This window comes from uncultured Limosilactobacillus sp., assembly GCF_934202705.1.
In the GTDB taxonomy this organism is placed as follows: Bacteria; Bacillota; Bacilli; order Lactobacillales; family Lactobacillaceae; genus Limosilactobacillus.
In genome coordinates, this window is the sequence record NZ_CAKPYE010000003.1 from 178,192 (window position 1) to 193,381 (window position 15,190).

Here is a 15,190-nt window from a genome sequence, read left to right on the forward strand (position 1 = left end):
TAAATTTTTTCGATATTTTTTTATTTATATTACAAACGTTGCAAAATAAGTATTAGTTAGCCGAAAGTGATGGATTTTCGTATCGAAGCAACATTAGATTTAGCTAATTTTGTCTTATAGAAGTGCTAAATTAGCCGTCAATTTTCTAATTTTTCAGTCAAATATTTGAATCAATTAACAGTGATAAAGTTAATGATTATATTAAGTACTCATTGCCAAGCACTATTTCTATTTATCTACTGAAGTATCATTCATTAGCAAAAATGTCCGTGATCTAAAATTAATAAGGCCACGGACATTTTCACATCAAACATTCAAACTTACTCTTCTTTATGCTGACAGCTTACTTTTAATTACAATTACATGTTCAACCAATACTAGCCTAAGCAGGTGTCAGTTGTGTCGATTTTGGGGCAAAAACATAATTAATAACTGTTACCTACTCTTTTACACACTATTTACTATTATTTTCTTCATTAATTGTCTAATTTAAGAAATTATGCTCAAAACCTGACACCTTTGACACTTTTTCTTCCAATTCTTTGATACCACTGGTTTTATCTATCATTACTCAGTTGACACCAAAATCAGTAAAAAGTTATCTAATATCCGGTTTAATAAGGTTTCATTGGTACCAGCTAACTTGACACTAACCCGACACTAGTTGAGTTAATAATCGGTACTTTTCGAATTTCAAAACAAAGTATCAAAAATGGTGTCACACATCTTCTGAAATGTGTCGACTTAACTGACACCGAATCTCAATTTATTTGCTATGTAGATTTGCACTATATTAATTGCAAGTCACTTATCCCAAAATTATTTTAAATTGATAGGTAAAATATATGGTTATTAAGATACAGAAAAACCGCTCAGCCCGAAAGCCAAGCGGTCGTCAAAGTCGCTAAACCATGCTATAATATAACCGTAACAGAGAATATATTATATTCAACAATTAGGCTGATAGCTTAACGGTAGCGCTCTTGTTCTGGTGTACGGCAATACACCACCAGCCAAGCGCAACAGAGTACACCCTCAAGGGTATCAGCTCCTCAGTTGACATCTTGTGCATTGGTGATGGCCAGTGCACTTTTTTATTATAACAAGTTTATAAGGACATTTGATGTTAATGGATTACTTTTCTTGCAATTATTGATTAGATGCTTTCTTTTTAACTGCATGGCTAAATGAAGTCTTTCCAGGATTAATAACAGTAGACTTCAAGCTATTTTAGTTACCCAATTCAATTGGTGTCGGTTGTGTCGGGTTTTGAATGAAAACATAATTAATAACTATTAACTACTCTTTTACACATTATTTACTATTATTTTTCCTCATTTAATAGTTAATTTAAAAGTTCTTCTCAAAACCTGACACCATTGACACTTTTTCTCTCAACACCTTGATACCACTGACTTTAGCCATTATTTCTTGATTGACACCATCATTATTGGAAAACGTCCCAATGCCTGATATAACAATAATCTGCTAGTGTCGGCTTAACTAGCACTAAGCCAACACCATTTGAGTTAATAACTGACACTTTTCTAATTTCAAAATCCGGTGTCAAAAATGGTGTCGCACATCATCTAAAATGTGTCAGCTTACCCGACACCTAATTTCAGTCTGACTATGTAGATTCTCAACCATTCGCACTATATTTAATGCAAGCCTGTTCAAAAACTTAAAACTTTTTGAATGGACAAGCTGGGCCTATAACATCAAGCTTTAATGATGTTCAGAAACTTATGGTCAAAAAGGATGGATTGAAATGACACAATATGGCTATGCTAGGGTCTCCACCAAAGGACAAGAACTAGCAGATCAAATTAATCAATTGCAGAATGCTGGGATCAGTGAGAATTGTATCTATTCCGAAAAATTTACCGGGACCACTACTGACCGACCGCAATTTGCTAAACTGACTCAATTGGTAAAACCGGGTGATGTGATCACGGTGACCAAGCTGGATCGGTTAGCTAGAAATACCCGGGAAGCATTAAATGTAATTGACCCACTGATGAATCAAGGGGTGAAGATCAATGTGCTTAACATTGGTATGTTGGAAAACTCGACTGTGGGTAAGTTAGTTAAAACGATTCTCTTAGCGGTGGCCGAAATGGAACGGGATATGATTGTGGACCGCACCCAAGAAGGGAAACGCTATGCTAAACTGCACCGGTCTGATTATCATGAAGGAAGGCCCAAAAGAGCCATCACCCCACACTATCAGGCCGCCTATGAGTATTTACTTACCCATTCTTATAAGCAGACTGCGCGGGCTTTTGATATTTCGATTTCAACTTTGCAACGGATCCGAAAGCAGGTGGAGCAAAATAATATAGCTTAATTTTTCAAAAATATATATTATTTTGCACTGGAGGATTTGAAAATGCTGAAATGTTATACCCCTTTTATATATTGGATTGATACTACTGGTTTAGATTGGCAAAGTGATGAAATTATTCACCTAACCATAACGGATTTATTTGGTAAGATTGTGTTCTCTCACTTATTCAAACCAGTAAAAATCAAAAGTTGGGATCCAACTCAACAAGGTTTCCACATTACCCCAGAAGATGTGGCTAATCACCCATCATTAAATGATTACTTGTCAACCATTCAAAAGTTCTTTGATCAAGCTGACACTTTAATTGGCTTTGGCAATTCTACTTTTGAAGATCTATTCTTACAACAGGCTGGGATCAAATTGCCACAAGTGATAGAAGTTGATTTGCAACAACAACTCTTTAAGAGGTACCAGTTGTTTGGCCATATTCCGTCAATTTATGAATGCGCTGATTATTTTCACTATCCATTGAATCCAAAGACAGCTACTTATACTGACTATCCCAAAGCCGTTGCTTATTGTTATTGTCAAATACTTAAAAACTACGTCAATTAAAAAAGCTGGTTAATGAGATCAAGTGATTCCATTAACCAGCTTCATTATTATTTATCCATATTTTCTTTGAGGTTCAATCTAAGTCGCAGAGCAGCAACTTCCTTCTTTAACCGTTTGTTCTCTGCTTGGTCGGTCTGATGTTTGAGTTCCATCTTTTCGACAAAGTCGCTAATTTCTTCCACAGCAGCCGGTGCTAACAAGGTTGCGATAATCTTATCGCGCCTCCTCACAGAAATTGAGACACCAGCTTTTTCACTATACTTAGCAAGATACTCAAAGTTCCGCAGAAATTCCCCAGTTTTTACATTATAAGTTAAGTGTTGTTGTTTATGTAACATGATAATCTATCTCCTTTGGAATAATTGTTTTCATCATTATTCTAAGGAAAAGATTTTAAAATATATTTTTTGCTGTTCATCTCGCTTAGTTGCAGTCATACTAAATAGAGAGGTGATGATTATATCAAACACTAAGAACTACAATGACGGTATGAAGTTATTAGAAGAGCTGCAACAAGCTGCCAATGAACCAGGACTATATACAATAGAAGAAGTATTCAATAATTTAGATTAGTAAAAAAGAAATACCAGTACAGCTCTGCTTTGAGTCTGTACTGGTATTTTAGCTATTCAGTAATAACTATCCAATTCCTAAAGAATTTTTGAGTTAGTTGCTTAGTTAATTTATGCTGCTTATAACGTTTAAGCCCAAAAGGTGCCGTTTGTCTAATCCAATCATGTTTCAGCAACACCCTACACAATAGCCGAAACTTCTCGGCTTCCTTATTTGGTAAATAACCACCGTGCCTTTTAACAACGGCTTGTTCATCTTGGCAGAACTTATTAATTAAGCCATCTAGATTTTTAAGGTCATTAAATTGAGCTAGTGGATTCACAAAAGATTGTAATTGGATCAATTCCCTTTTACTAACTAGCTCAGAATAGGAAAGTTCTAGTAACTTCTTTCGCCAGTCACTCTCTTCATGAATTTTGCTTTTAAATGCCAAATTACATGCGATCAGTGAAGCAATAAAAGCCATTACTGCGCTGATCATTGTTACATCAACCGATTTCATCATCAAAATCCTTTCTACTAAAAAAGGTAGAAGAGTCAAACACTAACTCTTCTACCTAAACACTTCGATTGGGAGAAGTGTATTGGGCGAGGTAGAACATAAAAGCCTCTTTAATGCAAGCAACCCAAAGTTCCTATATTTTAACTAGTTACGCTTCTTGTTTACACCAATAAGGCCAAACATACCTAATAAGGTTGCTGCACCTAAGCCCATTACCGCCAAGTTATCGTTATTACCAGTTTGTGGTAATGCCTTAGTGTTGTTATTAGCTTGTTGAGCCTTGTAAGCTTCCCGGGTCATGACTGGTTGATCAGTACTCTTGACTGCTTGACCATTTACAACTTTCCAACCAGCAATGACGTTCCCATTAGCGTCAACCACTTGGTTATTAACCACCTTAGCACCTGCTGGTAATTGCGTAGCAGCATTGTGGTCAGTTGACTTGTTATCAGTTGGTGTGGTTGGGTTAGTTGATGGTTGGTTATTATGGTCATCAGATGGTGTGTTAACACTAACCACTGGCGTATTATTAGTTTCATCTTGATCACCAATAGTGTAGCTAACGCCATCCATAGCCAACTTGTAACCAGCTGGAATATTCAGTTGACTACCACTGAAGGTATCGCCTTGCTTACCAGTAAAGGTTTGCGTACCGACAACCTTGGTAATTTCCTTACCATCTGGTGCATAGCCAGTAACTTCAATATAGTGCACCGTCAAAGTATGTTCAGTTGCCGTTGGCTTGGTAGGATTAGTGGTATGCGTATCATCACCAGTATTTGGCTTCGTTGGGTCAGTTGATGGAGTAGTTTGCTTGGCGGCAACTACTAAGACGCCTGGGACATTAAAGGCTTGAGATTTAGTACCATCTGGGAAGTCTAAGATAACTTCTTCATCATAAGTTCCAGCGGTTTGCGCATCCTTTTGGACCTTAGCAGGATCAGCCCATTCAACCTTGGTACCTTCTGGGTAGGTACCGTTGGTTTGTGCCAAGACCATGAACATTGCTGCGGAAGCGGTGTTAGCATTTGTGTCCTTAATAAAGGCGTCATCAGCCAGCTTTGGTGCCGGAATATTAGTATCACCAGCCGTCACATTGACCTTCATTACTAAACTAGGGTCAAGGTTAGTGTACTTTTCGTTATCCTTCTTGGTTTCAACTGGAGTTTGACCGCCCTTGTTCAGGTTATCCAAGGCTGTTTGGTCTTGGGCAATGACAACCTTCAAGTCTTTAATGTCATTGTTCAGTTGGTCTAACTTGCTTTGGTTAGTACTGATTTGGTCATTCAAATCGGTTAACTTAGCATTGTGCTTAGTAGTAGAATCAGCTAACTTAGTTTGTTCATCACTACTAATCTTGCTCTTTTGATTATTCAAATCATTCAATTGTGATTGCAAAGTATTAACTTGATTTTGCTTAGCAATTAATGATTGATTAAGACTAGCTAATTGATCCTTTAACTGATTAATCTTAGCTGTATTATCTACTGTTATTGTAGATCCCTTAGTTGGTCCCATTGCAGCATAGCTATTAATAGTATTAGTTACCAAATCATTTGACTTATCAGCGTCAGTTGCATAAGTTGTATCAAATGTCATTAAGTAGTAACCATTATCAAGTAACTTAAAGCCAAAGGCTGCATTGTAATTACCATTATCTAAGAAATTATCACGATGGCCCCAATCACTATCAGCATCAGCCATTAACATACTTGAAATTGAATCATTAGCATTATAAAGTAATGACATCATATTATCGCCATTATTTGTAGATACAAATGCTAAGTTTTCAGAATGCCAATTACCTAATGCTGCATCCATATCAGATTCATTATGGTTAAGATTTGCAGCCGATGATTGTTGTGCACGAGCCATTGCACGTTTGAATTGATCTTCAGTCATTACAAATGGTGCAAGGCCACGTTGTTCACGTGCATGATTTAATTCATTAAGAAGTAAAATTGATAATTCACGCATCTGATTTTCGGTCATACCTGTATTAGTATTTACCTGATCAATATCTGAATATGCATTATAATCATTAGTAAAATCGATAGGAGCTGTTACACCATGATTTGTTGTTTTATTATTATCAGGACTAATATAAATATTTTGTGGAATAGCTTTCTTATTCCAACTAGATGCTGATTGTTCATCACTATAATAATTATCCCAAAGATCATTACGTGCAGCATTTTCAAGTAATGACTTAGACTTATCAATTTGGCCATTAGGTACATTTACAATATTACTATCAGTAGATGTAGTAGTACCTTGAGCCTTTTGAAGATCACTAATTTGAGAATTTACATTGTTAATTTGAGATTGAGTATTAGATACATCTTGCTTAGCTCCTTCTAAAGATGTATTAACCCCATTAATTTGACTATCAACAGACGTTGCCTTATCAGCAGCGTCTTTTTTGATTTGGGCTTGTTCATTTTGATAGTTAGTGTTTTCGTCATTGACTTGACTCTTGTAACCATCAATCTTGCTTTGTAGGTTAGCAGCTTGGCTGGCCTTATCGCTAACTTGCTGCTGCTTATCTTGAATGTCCTTTTGCAGAGTAGCTTTTTGTTGATCAGTTGTTTGTGATTCACTAGTGGTGTTAGTAACTAGTGTAGCGTCAGCATGCGCCGTAGTCGTAGCCATAGTTGTACCAGCAGCTAAGGCCATGATAGTAGCGGTCATCCATAATTTACCAGATTTGTAGAGCTTCTTATGTTCTTTCATTTCTGATTACTCCCCCTATAGTTAAGTAGTAAACGTCTTATTAACGGTAACTATTGTACACTTTTTGTCCCCCCCCGGTGCATTGAACGGTCATATGATTCATTCAATGGAAATAGTTGAGGTAATTCCTAAAACACCTAATATGATAACACAAAAGTAACTCACTTGATATAGTTTTATATCTCAGTTGTGCATTATAATTATTGGTTCTCTTCAATATTCTGGAACTAACGAATATGAAATGAGGACTAATATACTAATGGATAACGTTGGATTCAATATTGCGGAGCGAAGGCGTGAACTTAAAATAACTCAAGAAGAGCTTTCTAACCGGGCAGACATTTCAACTAATTATGTTTCCAGATTAGAAAGAGGAGAAGTACAACATATTAGAGCAGAAACACTAGCAAAAATTGCGGTGGCTCTTGATACCACCATGGATGCTCTCTTTAATGGCAAAAGTGATTCTGGTCGAAAACGAGTTGCGGGTAAATATGAAAAGCAACTTTATAATACCCTAAATCAATTAGATCAAGGAACCGCAGAAGAAGTTTCTAAAAGTATCTTGAAATTAATGAATACTAAATTGAATAGCTAATTAAGGTACTAGGCTTTATTATTTAAAGACCTGGTACTTTTATTATCATTAGTACCGGGCTTGAGAAATTTTTAGTCAGATACTCAATAGAAATGCTCCCTATTTCGTCCAGTTAGGTCCGTATGGCGTTTTAATATAGTTGGTTATCAAATTACTACCCCTAATATAAAAAAGTACCAGACTTCGCTTTTTGGAAGCCCGGTACTAAATTAAATTGATGATGGATTTGGTACATAGCTTAATAATTGCGAAGCCCTGTACTAAAACTATTTTGTGTTGTCTCTACCTATATGACACCCTATATCTTATATTATTGAGTATTAGCCCCAAAATATGACTACTATGTTAATTAGTACCGGGTCTGATTATTTTTTGACCAGATACCATATGCAAGGCAATAAAGGCAACAAAAAAGACTGGTATCAAAGACCAGTCTATACTCTTATTATATAGGTTCAAATCCTTTCTTAAACGAACAAGATTCGAGGCATAACGCCAAGTATTTAGGGAACAATGAGTAGTGTTTAATCCGTTTGGGTAAACCATTTAAATCACTATCATTTATCTTACCAAGGAACTACCAAACCTGTATCATTATATTATCACAATAATATTTATAATGCAAATAAATTTTATAATATATTGTAATCTAAATCACTTTTCCTTAAACTAAATTAAACAACTCAAAACTTAGTATCTTAACACGTTTTAACACGCGATCAGGCTTGATATATCAATATTTCTAAGACTTCAAGCTTCCAAAAATTTATTTCAACATCATCACGTGTTAAGAAACGTGTTAAAACACCTACCAAAAGTACCACAAAAAAGCCTGTACTAGCAACGTTAAACGCTGTTAATACAGGCTTTTCACTCTTATAAAATGCTGACTAGAGTCGCTGTTTTGTAGTAGCTTAGGTATTGATACAACAGTATTCGACTCTAGATGTGTTAAGTTTTTGTGTTAATTCGATGGTCAGAAACTATGGTCAAAAGCTGGTGTGACGGGAAAGTAGAAGTATCTATTCCTAATTTGAGATTCTCTTCTAGCTTCCTGTTTTGTGGTAATCTAAGTATGTATTTAACAAAGGTTGGAGGACTATCATGATTAAAAAATACTTTTTTACTATTGTACCTATAATAATATCATTATTCAGCTTATATTATACACATCGTGTGGATCAGAGAACAAGGTATGACGAAAAACCATCATTCAATATTGTACAAAATTTATGGAATCCTTCAGAGCCATCATTTACTTTTGTAAATGAATCCACTAAGAAGTTAGCACAACCGCCTTATCATACTTATTTATTAATGATTCCCAGCAAAATTTATTGGAAAGCTGACAAGAAAATCTACAGTAATTTAATTCTTTCTCCTATCTCATACCAAGTGATAACGAAACAAACTGATTCTTTTAAGACAACTGGAGATATCGAGACTTCATATCTTCCTAAGGAATTTTTTGCCAAAAAAGGAAGTCGCGATATTATTGAGAGTAAAGAAATCAGCTTAAACAATTCTTTAAAGGCTAAAGTTGTAACATACCCCATGATAGTTATTTATTGCAAAGGTAGCTATCGCTATAGTGGAGAGAAAAGATTACATAGTATTAACTTTTTATCAACACCTATAGATAAGATCAACCTCTCGTCAACGGATTCAAAAAATCTAAATAGTTATATTCGTGATAATTCCAATTTGGAACTTAAAGTCATTAAAAATCAAAGTATCTATCAAACAGCTAACGATAATATTTCCAAAAGATTCAATGAACTAGTCCAAAATGGAGCCAAAAGTGATAAAGATGGATACTTTATTGGAGCAAAAAAAGGCGGGTATGGTTTTATACTTAAAAAAATCAATTATTTAATTTCTCCTCACGATCCAATAGATGATTAAGATAATTCAGCTCATCAAATTTAACACATTTTAACACGCGACTATCCTTGCTACATCAGCCATCCGAGCACTTCAACTGCTTAAAAACCGCCTACCAGCAACCGCCCGTGTTAACAAACGTGTTAAAGCAACGCCATTTAGACAACGAAAAAAGCCTGTAACACCAACGAAAAACGCTGGTATTACAGGCTTCTGTGTTCTTTGTAGTGCTCACTAAAGGATTCGAACCTTCGACCTCATCATTACTAATGACGTGCTCTGCCAACTGAGCTAAGTGAGCATCAGTATCAATCAACAAAAAATAGTATATCAAATTGCGAATTAAAAGGGAACCCCTAATTTCAAAATAAACTCAAAAATCTCACGGTAAAACCGTGAGATTAGTTTCAGTTCTTTAATTGCTGATGTTCTTGACACATTTGGGTTACGCACTTTTTCATTTCCGTAATATCTAAGACGCTTTCCGCAAATTCCTTGCGCACCAATTCATCTGGTAAGTATTCATCATACTTATCAAACACCGGGACTTCCTTTGGATAAACTAAATCCATTGGATTAAAATCTTTTGCGGCTTCATCACCAACGATTTGGAAAAACTCATCCGCAGTTGCGTCCATCGCAAATTCCATAAAGTACGGTCGCGAGGAGTTAAGGCCACGCAGGTTTAACCGCTTAGCACATTTAATCCTCAGTAATCGTTCCAATGCTAAGAAGGCGTAACTCCCCGTCCACGGCAATAAGCACCACATTTTACCACCAAGATTAATTAACTGCTGTTGCGGAACTCCAGCAATATTACACGTATCCCGTGCCTGAGTTAACCTCGCTTGCGCGTTATTCATTAAATAAGCATACATTGTCCTCTCATTGAGTACTTGTCGCATTCGATGAAGGATTTTAGGTTGGATATCCCCTGGAACATCCCCAAAATAAGCAGGAATACGCCCCTTTACTTCGTGACAATATACTTGGTGACGTTGCCGATCGACATCTTCAACGACCCAGACACGCCCTGCAATCGCAATTTTGTCGCCAACCGGCGGTGGCTTAACGATGGTTCCTAACTCTTCAGATCCAGCGTGAACACTATACTCAACATTTTCTTGAAATACCGCATAGAACTTGAAATTATTAACGACTCGTTCACCCGCTAATCCGACTAATAATCCACCGTTTTCAGTTTGCTGAATCTGGTTGGTTTTGATCAAATGACGGAGAAGAACTCGATAATCATCTTGACTAACATTATGAAAATAAGTTAGCGGCAACACTCGTGAAGCCAATTCAGCAGGCGTCATTTCACCACTGGAGGCCAGCGTACTCATCGTTTGATGATATAGCAAACTATACGGTAAGCGGTTTGGTTCCGGGGGTTCCACCCACCGTTCTTCTAAGTATAGTTGAACTAAGGCAATTCCTTGGAGAAGGGGCCAGGGAATTAAATCTGGCAGCATGGCTCGTGACTCAGGATGTTCCTCACGCATCACAAAATGCATTTCTGGTGGGTTGCCCCGTCGACCAGTGCGACCCATTCGCTGAAGAAAACCGGAAACCGTAAAGGGGGCATCGATTTGAAAGGCACTCTCTAGTTTGCCAACATCAATTCCTAACTCTAGCGTAGCGGTTGCACAAGTGGTCATGTAAGTATCTTCATCTTTCATGGCATCCTCAGCAGTTTGCCGTAACGCTGGTGACAGGTTTCCGTGGTGAATCAAGAAACGATCTGGTTCATGGCGGTAAGCACAGTACTCCCGCAACATCTGACAAACCGCTTCGCACTCTTCACGACTGTTGGTAAAAACTAGGCACTTCTTCCCACGGGTGTGTTCAAAGATGTAACCAATCCCTGGATCTGCTAGTTCTGGTGCACGATCCGTTTTTGGCCCAATCAGCTGGTTGTTTTCTTCTTGAATCTTCGCTGCCTGCGATCCCATCTTGTAAAAATGTTCCATCGAAAGGCGCCAAATTTGGCGCGTGTTTTTGACTTTTGGGGCATCGGTGACCCGATCACTACCTGCCCCCAAGAAACGACTTGCGGCTTCAGTATTTCCAATTGTAGCTGACAAACCGACGCGCCGAGGATCAATTCCCGCTAACTGCGAAAGCCGTTCAATTAGACAGAAAGTTTGCCCACCCCGATCACTTCGCAAAAAGGAATGTAATTCATCAATCACAACAAACTTTAAGCCGTGGAAAAGACGCGGAATATCCATATGTTTATTGATCATAAAAGATTCGAGCGATTCTGGTGTGATTTGGAGAACGCCATGGGGATTTTTCAGCATCCGTCGCTTTTGTGACTGTGAAACATCACCGTGCCACCGCCAAATGGGCAGGTCTTGATCTTCACAAAGCTCGGTTAACCTTCGATATTGATCATTAATCAACGCCTTGAGCGGTGCAATATAGAGACAACCAATGGAATCAACTGGCTGCTGACTAAGTTCCGTTAGAATTGGGAAAAAGGCAGCCTCCGTTTTACCGGCAGCCGTCGAAGCAGACAACAGGACGTTATGATCTGTACCAAAAATTTCTTCAGCAGCTGCCACCTGGACTGGGCGTAGAGTTTGCCAGCCATGCTGGTAAATATAGTCCTGAATAAATGGTGCGTATCGTGAAAAAACGTCCATTGACCATGTCCTCCCTTATAACGTAAATTCGGTGTAATCTTTCGTCTTTTGATCACTCACTGCTGTTTGTTCAGTGTATGAAAATTGGTCAGAGTTTAATAACTCTTCAATTGTGGTATTCGGATTTTGCCAAACAATATCTAACATTTCAATAAAATCACGGATAACTTCCCGTGGCGTAATATTGGTATCTGCACCAATCCGAGCATATTCAATCTTGATGAACTTGGTAAGATCATCATCTGTAACGGATCGTTGATAACCATACAATCCAGCATGCATATCTGCCAGCTTCTCCGTTAACACTAACATTTCTTCTGGCGTTAGTGGATCAAGCTTAATGACTGGTGCATACATATCCCGCGCTCCAGCTTGGGAAAACTTACCTTCCGCTAACCGTGATCGTAACGCTTCATAGCTGTAGACACCCCGCCGACGATCCTCGATGGCTTGGGGAGTCGCTCCCATTAAAACTCCCAAATACTTCGCTTTGCCCTGCAGTGCATCGTTATACATCGTCAAAATTTTTTCGTAATTGTATTGCCGACTAATGCTATTCGGGATCTTGTAAATGTTGACTAGCTCATCAATCATAATAATCAACCCGGCGTAACCAGCTTGACGGAAGAAACTCGCAAAAAGCTTCAAGTATTCATACCAATCATCGTCGGAAATAATGATGTTAACGCCGAGCTCTTGTTTGGCCTCAGTTTTATGCGTATATTCGCCACGGAACCACTTAATGACCTTCGCCTTCGTTTCATCATCATTATTTAAGTACGCGTGATAATACATATTTAGTAACTTTGCGAAGTCAAACCCGTGAACTAGCTCATTTAATGAAGAAATTACCGTATATATTTGCCGATCAACGGACTCCGCAAATTTAGCATCATCATCGCTCAAGCCAGTCTCCGCTGCAACTTTGGTTTGGACAGAATTGATCCACCGGTCTAAAATCAACGTCAATGCCCCGCCTTCTGGACGGGTTTTCGTTGCTAAATTTTGAATCAGTTCACGATAAGTTGCTAATCCTTGTCCCTTAGTTCCTTGTAATCGCCGTTCTGGGGAAAGGTCACCATCAACTACCACAAAGTTTTTATCCATCACATAATTCCGAATTGTTTGGAGCAAAAAACTTTTTCCTGATCCATAGCGACCCACAATAAAATGAAATGCTGCACCACCTTCGGCTACAACATCAACATCATGTAATAAGGCATCAATTTCTGCTTTGCGACCAACCGTAACATAGGGAAGACCAATGCGTGGGACCACTCCCCCTTTTAACGAATTTAAAATAGTCTGCGCAATCCGTTTTGGTACTCGACGTTTTTTTGCTGGCATTATGAATGCTCCTCCTCTAGTAATTCTCGTACATCGTTTTCATAATCATCAACAATTTCTGGCTCATCCTGACCATTAAAGTCAATCACAGAATCACCAATTTCATCAAATAGTTTTTCATTAATCGAATCCACTAAAATCGACGCCATTAGATGTCGGTTCTTCAGATAGTCTTGATATGGCTGATGGTGCAGTAAAGCGGTGAGCAGATACTGTTCATCAGTCGTCAGTAATGAATGTTCAGCAGGCTCTTGTGAAGTGGAAGTTTCCTGAAGATCCGTTTTTTCTTCGTCGGTACTCGTCTGACTAGATGTCGGTTCTTTTTCTTCATCAGTTAAGAGACTTTCCCGCGTAACGGAGGCATCCTGCCGAATTTGATCAAGTGACGCTAAATTTAAATGGACCTTTGGCTGTCGCTCTTGAATTAATTGTTGCTGATAAGTCTGCAAGCCTTCGGTAATTAATTGTAAGATTTCAGGATCTAACTGACGTGGCTTTAACGGATGACCCAGGTGAAACACCTGTCGTGTCAAACGATCCAATTCATGAAAAAAAGCATTTAACCGTTTTTGTTGGTCCTTTAATGGTAGCCACATTTGGCAATAATACTTCCGGTCCTTAAACTGATAAGTTCGTTCAGAATCAACTGGATAGCTCGTTAAACGCGGTTGACGACGAAAAGAAAAAACCGCTCCTGCAAAAAAATACTTGGCGTGTAGTGTTTGCGTAGCAATTAGTTGTGTAAAGACTTGTGGTTGCTTTTGCATGATCGTTTTCCAAACCCACACAACAGCTTGTGACCACGTTTGTGGTGATTTTTTATACAATCGACAGTTTTTAAGATAAGTACAATATTCAAGAAAAACATCCATTATTTCTGTTGCTGAATACTCTTTAGGATGACGTAGAGTATGGTAATCACGATCAATTTTGAGTTGGTCAGCGAAAACCTGATTGGCCTTTGATCGCGCTAGTCCATAATACAAAACATAATCCTGTAGCCATTGGTGGAGATAGTCTTTCATATGTTGACCATAGCTAGCTGCATACTGTTGATCAAATTCGACCAGTTTTTCAAAACCTTTATCTGGATTTTCGACCCCAATGTTATTCAGGAGTTCATAAATATAGACATAAGCATAGGAGGTGCTGCTGACTGTAAAATCACCATGTCGCAATTGTGTGCGCCAAGTAAAGTACGTCCGCAATTGTTGAACATTCATGGAATGATAATCCGGATAATACCGACGTAGTTCATAAATTTGATCATAATGATCTTCATAATTTGCGACCATTTGACCCTGTCGGTAAAAATTCTCGCCTTGTTCATTGATCGGCAAAAGGCTGTAGTCGTAACTTGCCATCATTTTTGCTAGCGGTGCCGGAACCTTCGCCCGGTTACTAAATTGTCGTCGGGTTGGAATGACTTGCGAACGATAAGGTGAAGTCGTCTCATCATCTGGTAAATACACTAATTGTTGTGCAACAAAATGGTGATTACCATTGCTTACCGCTTTAAAAGCATAATCAATGACGTTCTCAAGATCACGGTTTGAAATTTGATCTAATTTAAGACTGACCCATTCTGGTTGTTTCATCATTGTTGATCTAGCAAATCCTGCTATATTCTGAATAGTTTCAGCAAAGCCGGGACACTTGACATCAAGATTAGAAGTCGTCCTTGATAAAATTAGGAACGGTTGTCCGCCATCAATTTTACCAACTTCGACCTTCAATGAATTAATTACCGATGGTTTGAATTGAATCCCATATTTCTTGAGGAGATAGTTTTTGAATGCTTGCTTTTCCATGGCTTCCTCCTCAATTTCGTACATACGTTCTAATGATGATTATACCAAACATTCTCGTCTTTGGTAGTACAAAAAAAGCGCAGACTGCATAACAGTCTACGCTAATCATTTGCGTGGCAACGTCCTATCCTCGCAGGGAGCGATCCCCCAACTACTTTTGGCGTGTTGAAGCTTAACTTCTGTGTT

10 protein-coding genes and 1 tRNA gene are annotated in these 15,190 nt (G+C 38.2%); 4 read left to right on the top strand and 7 right to left on the bottom strand.

Annotated elements, in window-relative coordinates:
• Nucleotides 1-1,771: 1,771 nt before the first annotated feature.
• Together Q0C76_RS02995 and Q0C76_RS03000 are read left to right on the top strand one after the other, a co-directional pair.
• Entirely contained in the window at nucleotides 1,772-2,350 is a 579-nt protein-coding gene (locus Q0C76_RS02995; protein ID WP_295729522.1) for a recombinase family protein, read from the top strand.
• Between the two features lie 42 nt (nucleotides 2,351-2,392).
• Complete coding sequence (locus tag Q0C76_RS03000; RefSeq protein ID WP_295729524.1) at nucleotides 2,393-2,905, top strand: hypothetical protein; 513 nt, start codon at nucleotides 2,393-2,395, stop codon at nucleotides 2,903-2,905.
• Nucleotides 2,906-2,952: 47 nt separating this feature from the next.
• Here the strand turns inward: Q0C76_RS03000 and Q0C76_RS03005 are convergent, their stop codons facing one another.
• From Q0C76_RS03005 to Q0C76_RS03015, 3 genes are all read right to left on the bottom strand, one after another.
• Nucleotides 2,953-3,243, bottom strand: coding sequence for a hypothetical protein (locus tag Q0C76_RS03005; protein ID WP_295729526.1), 291 nt, complete (start codon nucleotides 3,241-3,243; stop codon nucleotides 2,953-2,955).
• A 287-nt stretch (nucleotides 3,244-3,530) separates the two neighbouring features.
• Nucleotides 3,531-3,983 (bottom strand): hypothetical protein, encoded by a 453-nt coding sequence (locus tag Q0C76_RS03010; RefSeq protein ID WP_295729529.1) that lies wholly within the window; start codon nucleotides 3,981-3,983, stop codon nucleotides 3,531-3,533.
• Nucleotides 3,984-4,124: 141 nt separating this feature from the next.
• Nucleotides 4,125-6,713, bottom strand: coding sequence for an SEC10/PgrA surface exclusion domain-containing protein (locus Q0C76_RS03015; protein ID WP_295729532.1), 2,589 nt, complete (start codon nucleotides 6,711-6,713; stop codon nucleotides 4,125-4,127).
• A gap of 259 nt (nucleotides 6,714-6,972) precedes the next feature.
• On the opposite strand from Q0C76_RS03015, the gene Q0C76_RS03020 reads away from it, so the two are divergent.
• Nucleotides 6,973-7,311 (top strand): helix-turn-helix domain-containing protein, encoded by a 339-nt coding sequence (locus tag Q0C76_RS03020; protein WP_367268462.1) that lies wholly within the window; start codon nucleotides 6,973-6,975, stop codon nucleotides 7,309-7,311.
• 1,104 nt (nucleotides 7,312-8,415) lie between these two features.
• Nucleotides 8,416-9,216, top strand: a complete 801-nt coding sequence (locus tag Q0C76_RS03025) for a hypothetical protein (RefSeq protein ID WP_295729538.1) — start codon at nucleotides 8,416-8,418, stop codon at nucleotides 9,214-9,216.
• A gap of 207 nt (nucleotides 9,217-9,423) precedes the next feature.
• Here Q0C76_RS03025 and Q0C76_RS03030 read toward each other — a convergent pair.
• The 4 genes from Q0C76_RS03030 to Q0C76_RS03045 all read right to left on the bottom strand — a co-directional run bounded on the left by Q0C76_RS03030 (nucleotide 9,424) and on the right by Q0C76_RS03045 (nucleotide 15,004).
• Nucleotides 9,424-9,496, bottom strand: a tRNA-Thr gene (locus Q0C76_RS03030).
• Between the two features lie 106 nt (nucleotides 9,497-9,602).
• Nucleotides 9,603-11,846 carry a DEAD/DEAH box helicase gene (locus tag Q0C76_RS03035; protein WP_295729541.1) on the bottom strand — a complete coding sequence of 748 codons (2,244 nt, stop codon included), beginning with the start codon at nucleotides 11,844-11,846 and terminating at the stop codon, nucleotides 9,603-9,605.
• Nucleotides 11,847-11,861: 15 nt separating this feature from the next.
• A complete protein-coding gene (locus tag Q0C76_RS03040; RefSeq protein ID WP_295729543.1) occupies nucleotides 11,862-13,193 on the bottom strand; it encodes an ATP-binding protein in 1,332 nt (443 codons plus the stop codon).
• Nucleotides 13,193-15,004, bottom strand: a complete 1,812-nt coding sequence (locus tag Q0C76_RS03045; protein ID WP_295729546.1) for a TerB N-terminal domain-containing protein — start codon at nucleotides 15,002-15,004, stop codon at nucleotides 13,193-13,195. The genes Q0C76_RS03040 and Q0C76_RS03045 overlap by 1 nt, the downstream gene beginning before the upstream one ends.
• Nucleotides 15,005-15,190 lie beyond the last annotated feature (186 nt).

Excerpts from the sequence above, each read along its gene's own strand:
- Q0C76_RS02995 (WP_295729522.1), top strand. The coding sequence starts at position 1,772 with ATGACACAATATGGCTATGCTAGGGTCTCCACCAAAGGACAAGAACTA.
- Q0C76_RS03000 (WP_295729524.1), top strand. The coding sequence starts at position 2,393 with ATGCTGAAATGTTATACCCCTTTTATATATTGGATTGATACTACTGGT.
- Q0C76_RS03005 (WP_295729526.1), bottom strand. The coding sequence starts at position 3,243 with ATGTTACATAAACAACAACACTTAACTTATAATGTAAAAACTGGGGAA.
- Q0C76_RS03010 (WP_295729529.1), bottom strand. The coding sequence starts at position 3,983 with ATGATGAAATCGGTTGATGTAACAATGATCAGCGCAGTAATGGCTTTT.
- Q0C76_RS03015 (WP_295729532.1), bottom strand. The coding sequence starts at position 6,713 with ATGAAAGAACATAAGAAGCTCTACAAATCTGGTAAATTATGGATGACC.
- Q0C76_RS03020 (WP_367268462.1), top strand. The coding sequence starts at position 6,973 with ATGGATAACGTTGGATTCAATATTGCGGAGCGAAGGCGTGAACTTAAA.
- Q0C76_RS03025 (WP_295729538.1), top strand. The coding sequence starts at position 8,416 with ATGATTAAAAAATACTTTTTTACTATTGTACCTATAATAATATCATTA.
- Q0C76_RS03035 (WP_295729541.1), bottom strand. The coding sequence starts at position 11,846 with ATGGACGTTTTTTCACGATACGCACCATTTATTCAGGACTATATTTAC.
- Q0C76_RS03040 (WP_295729543.1), bottom strand. The coding sequence starts at position 13,193 with ATGCCAGCAAAAAAACGTCGAGTACCAAAACGGATTGCGCAGACTATT.
- Q0C76_RS03045 (WP_295729546.1), bottom strand. The coding sequence starts at position 15,004 with ATGGAAAAGCAAGCATTCAAAAACTATCTCCTCAAGAAATATGGGATT.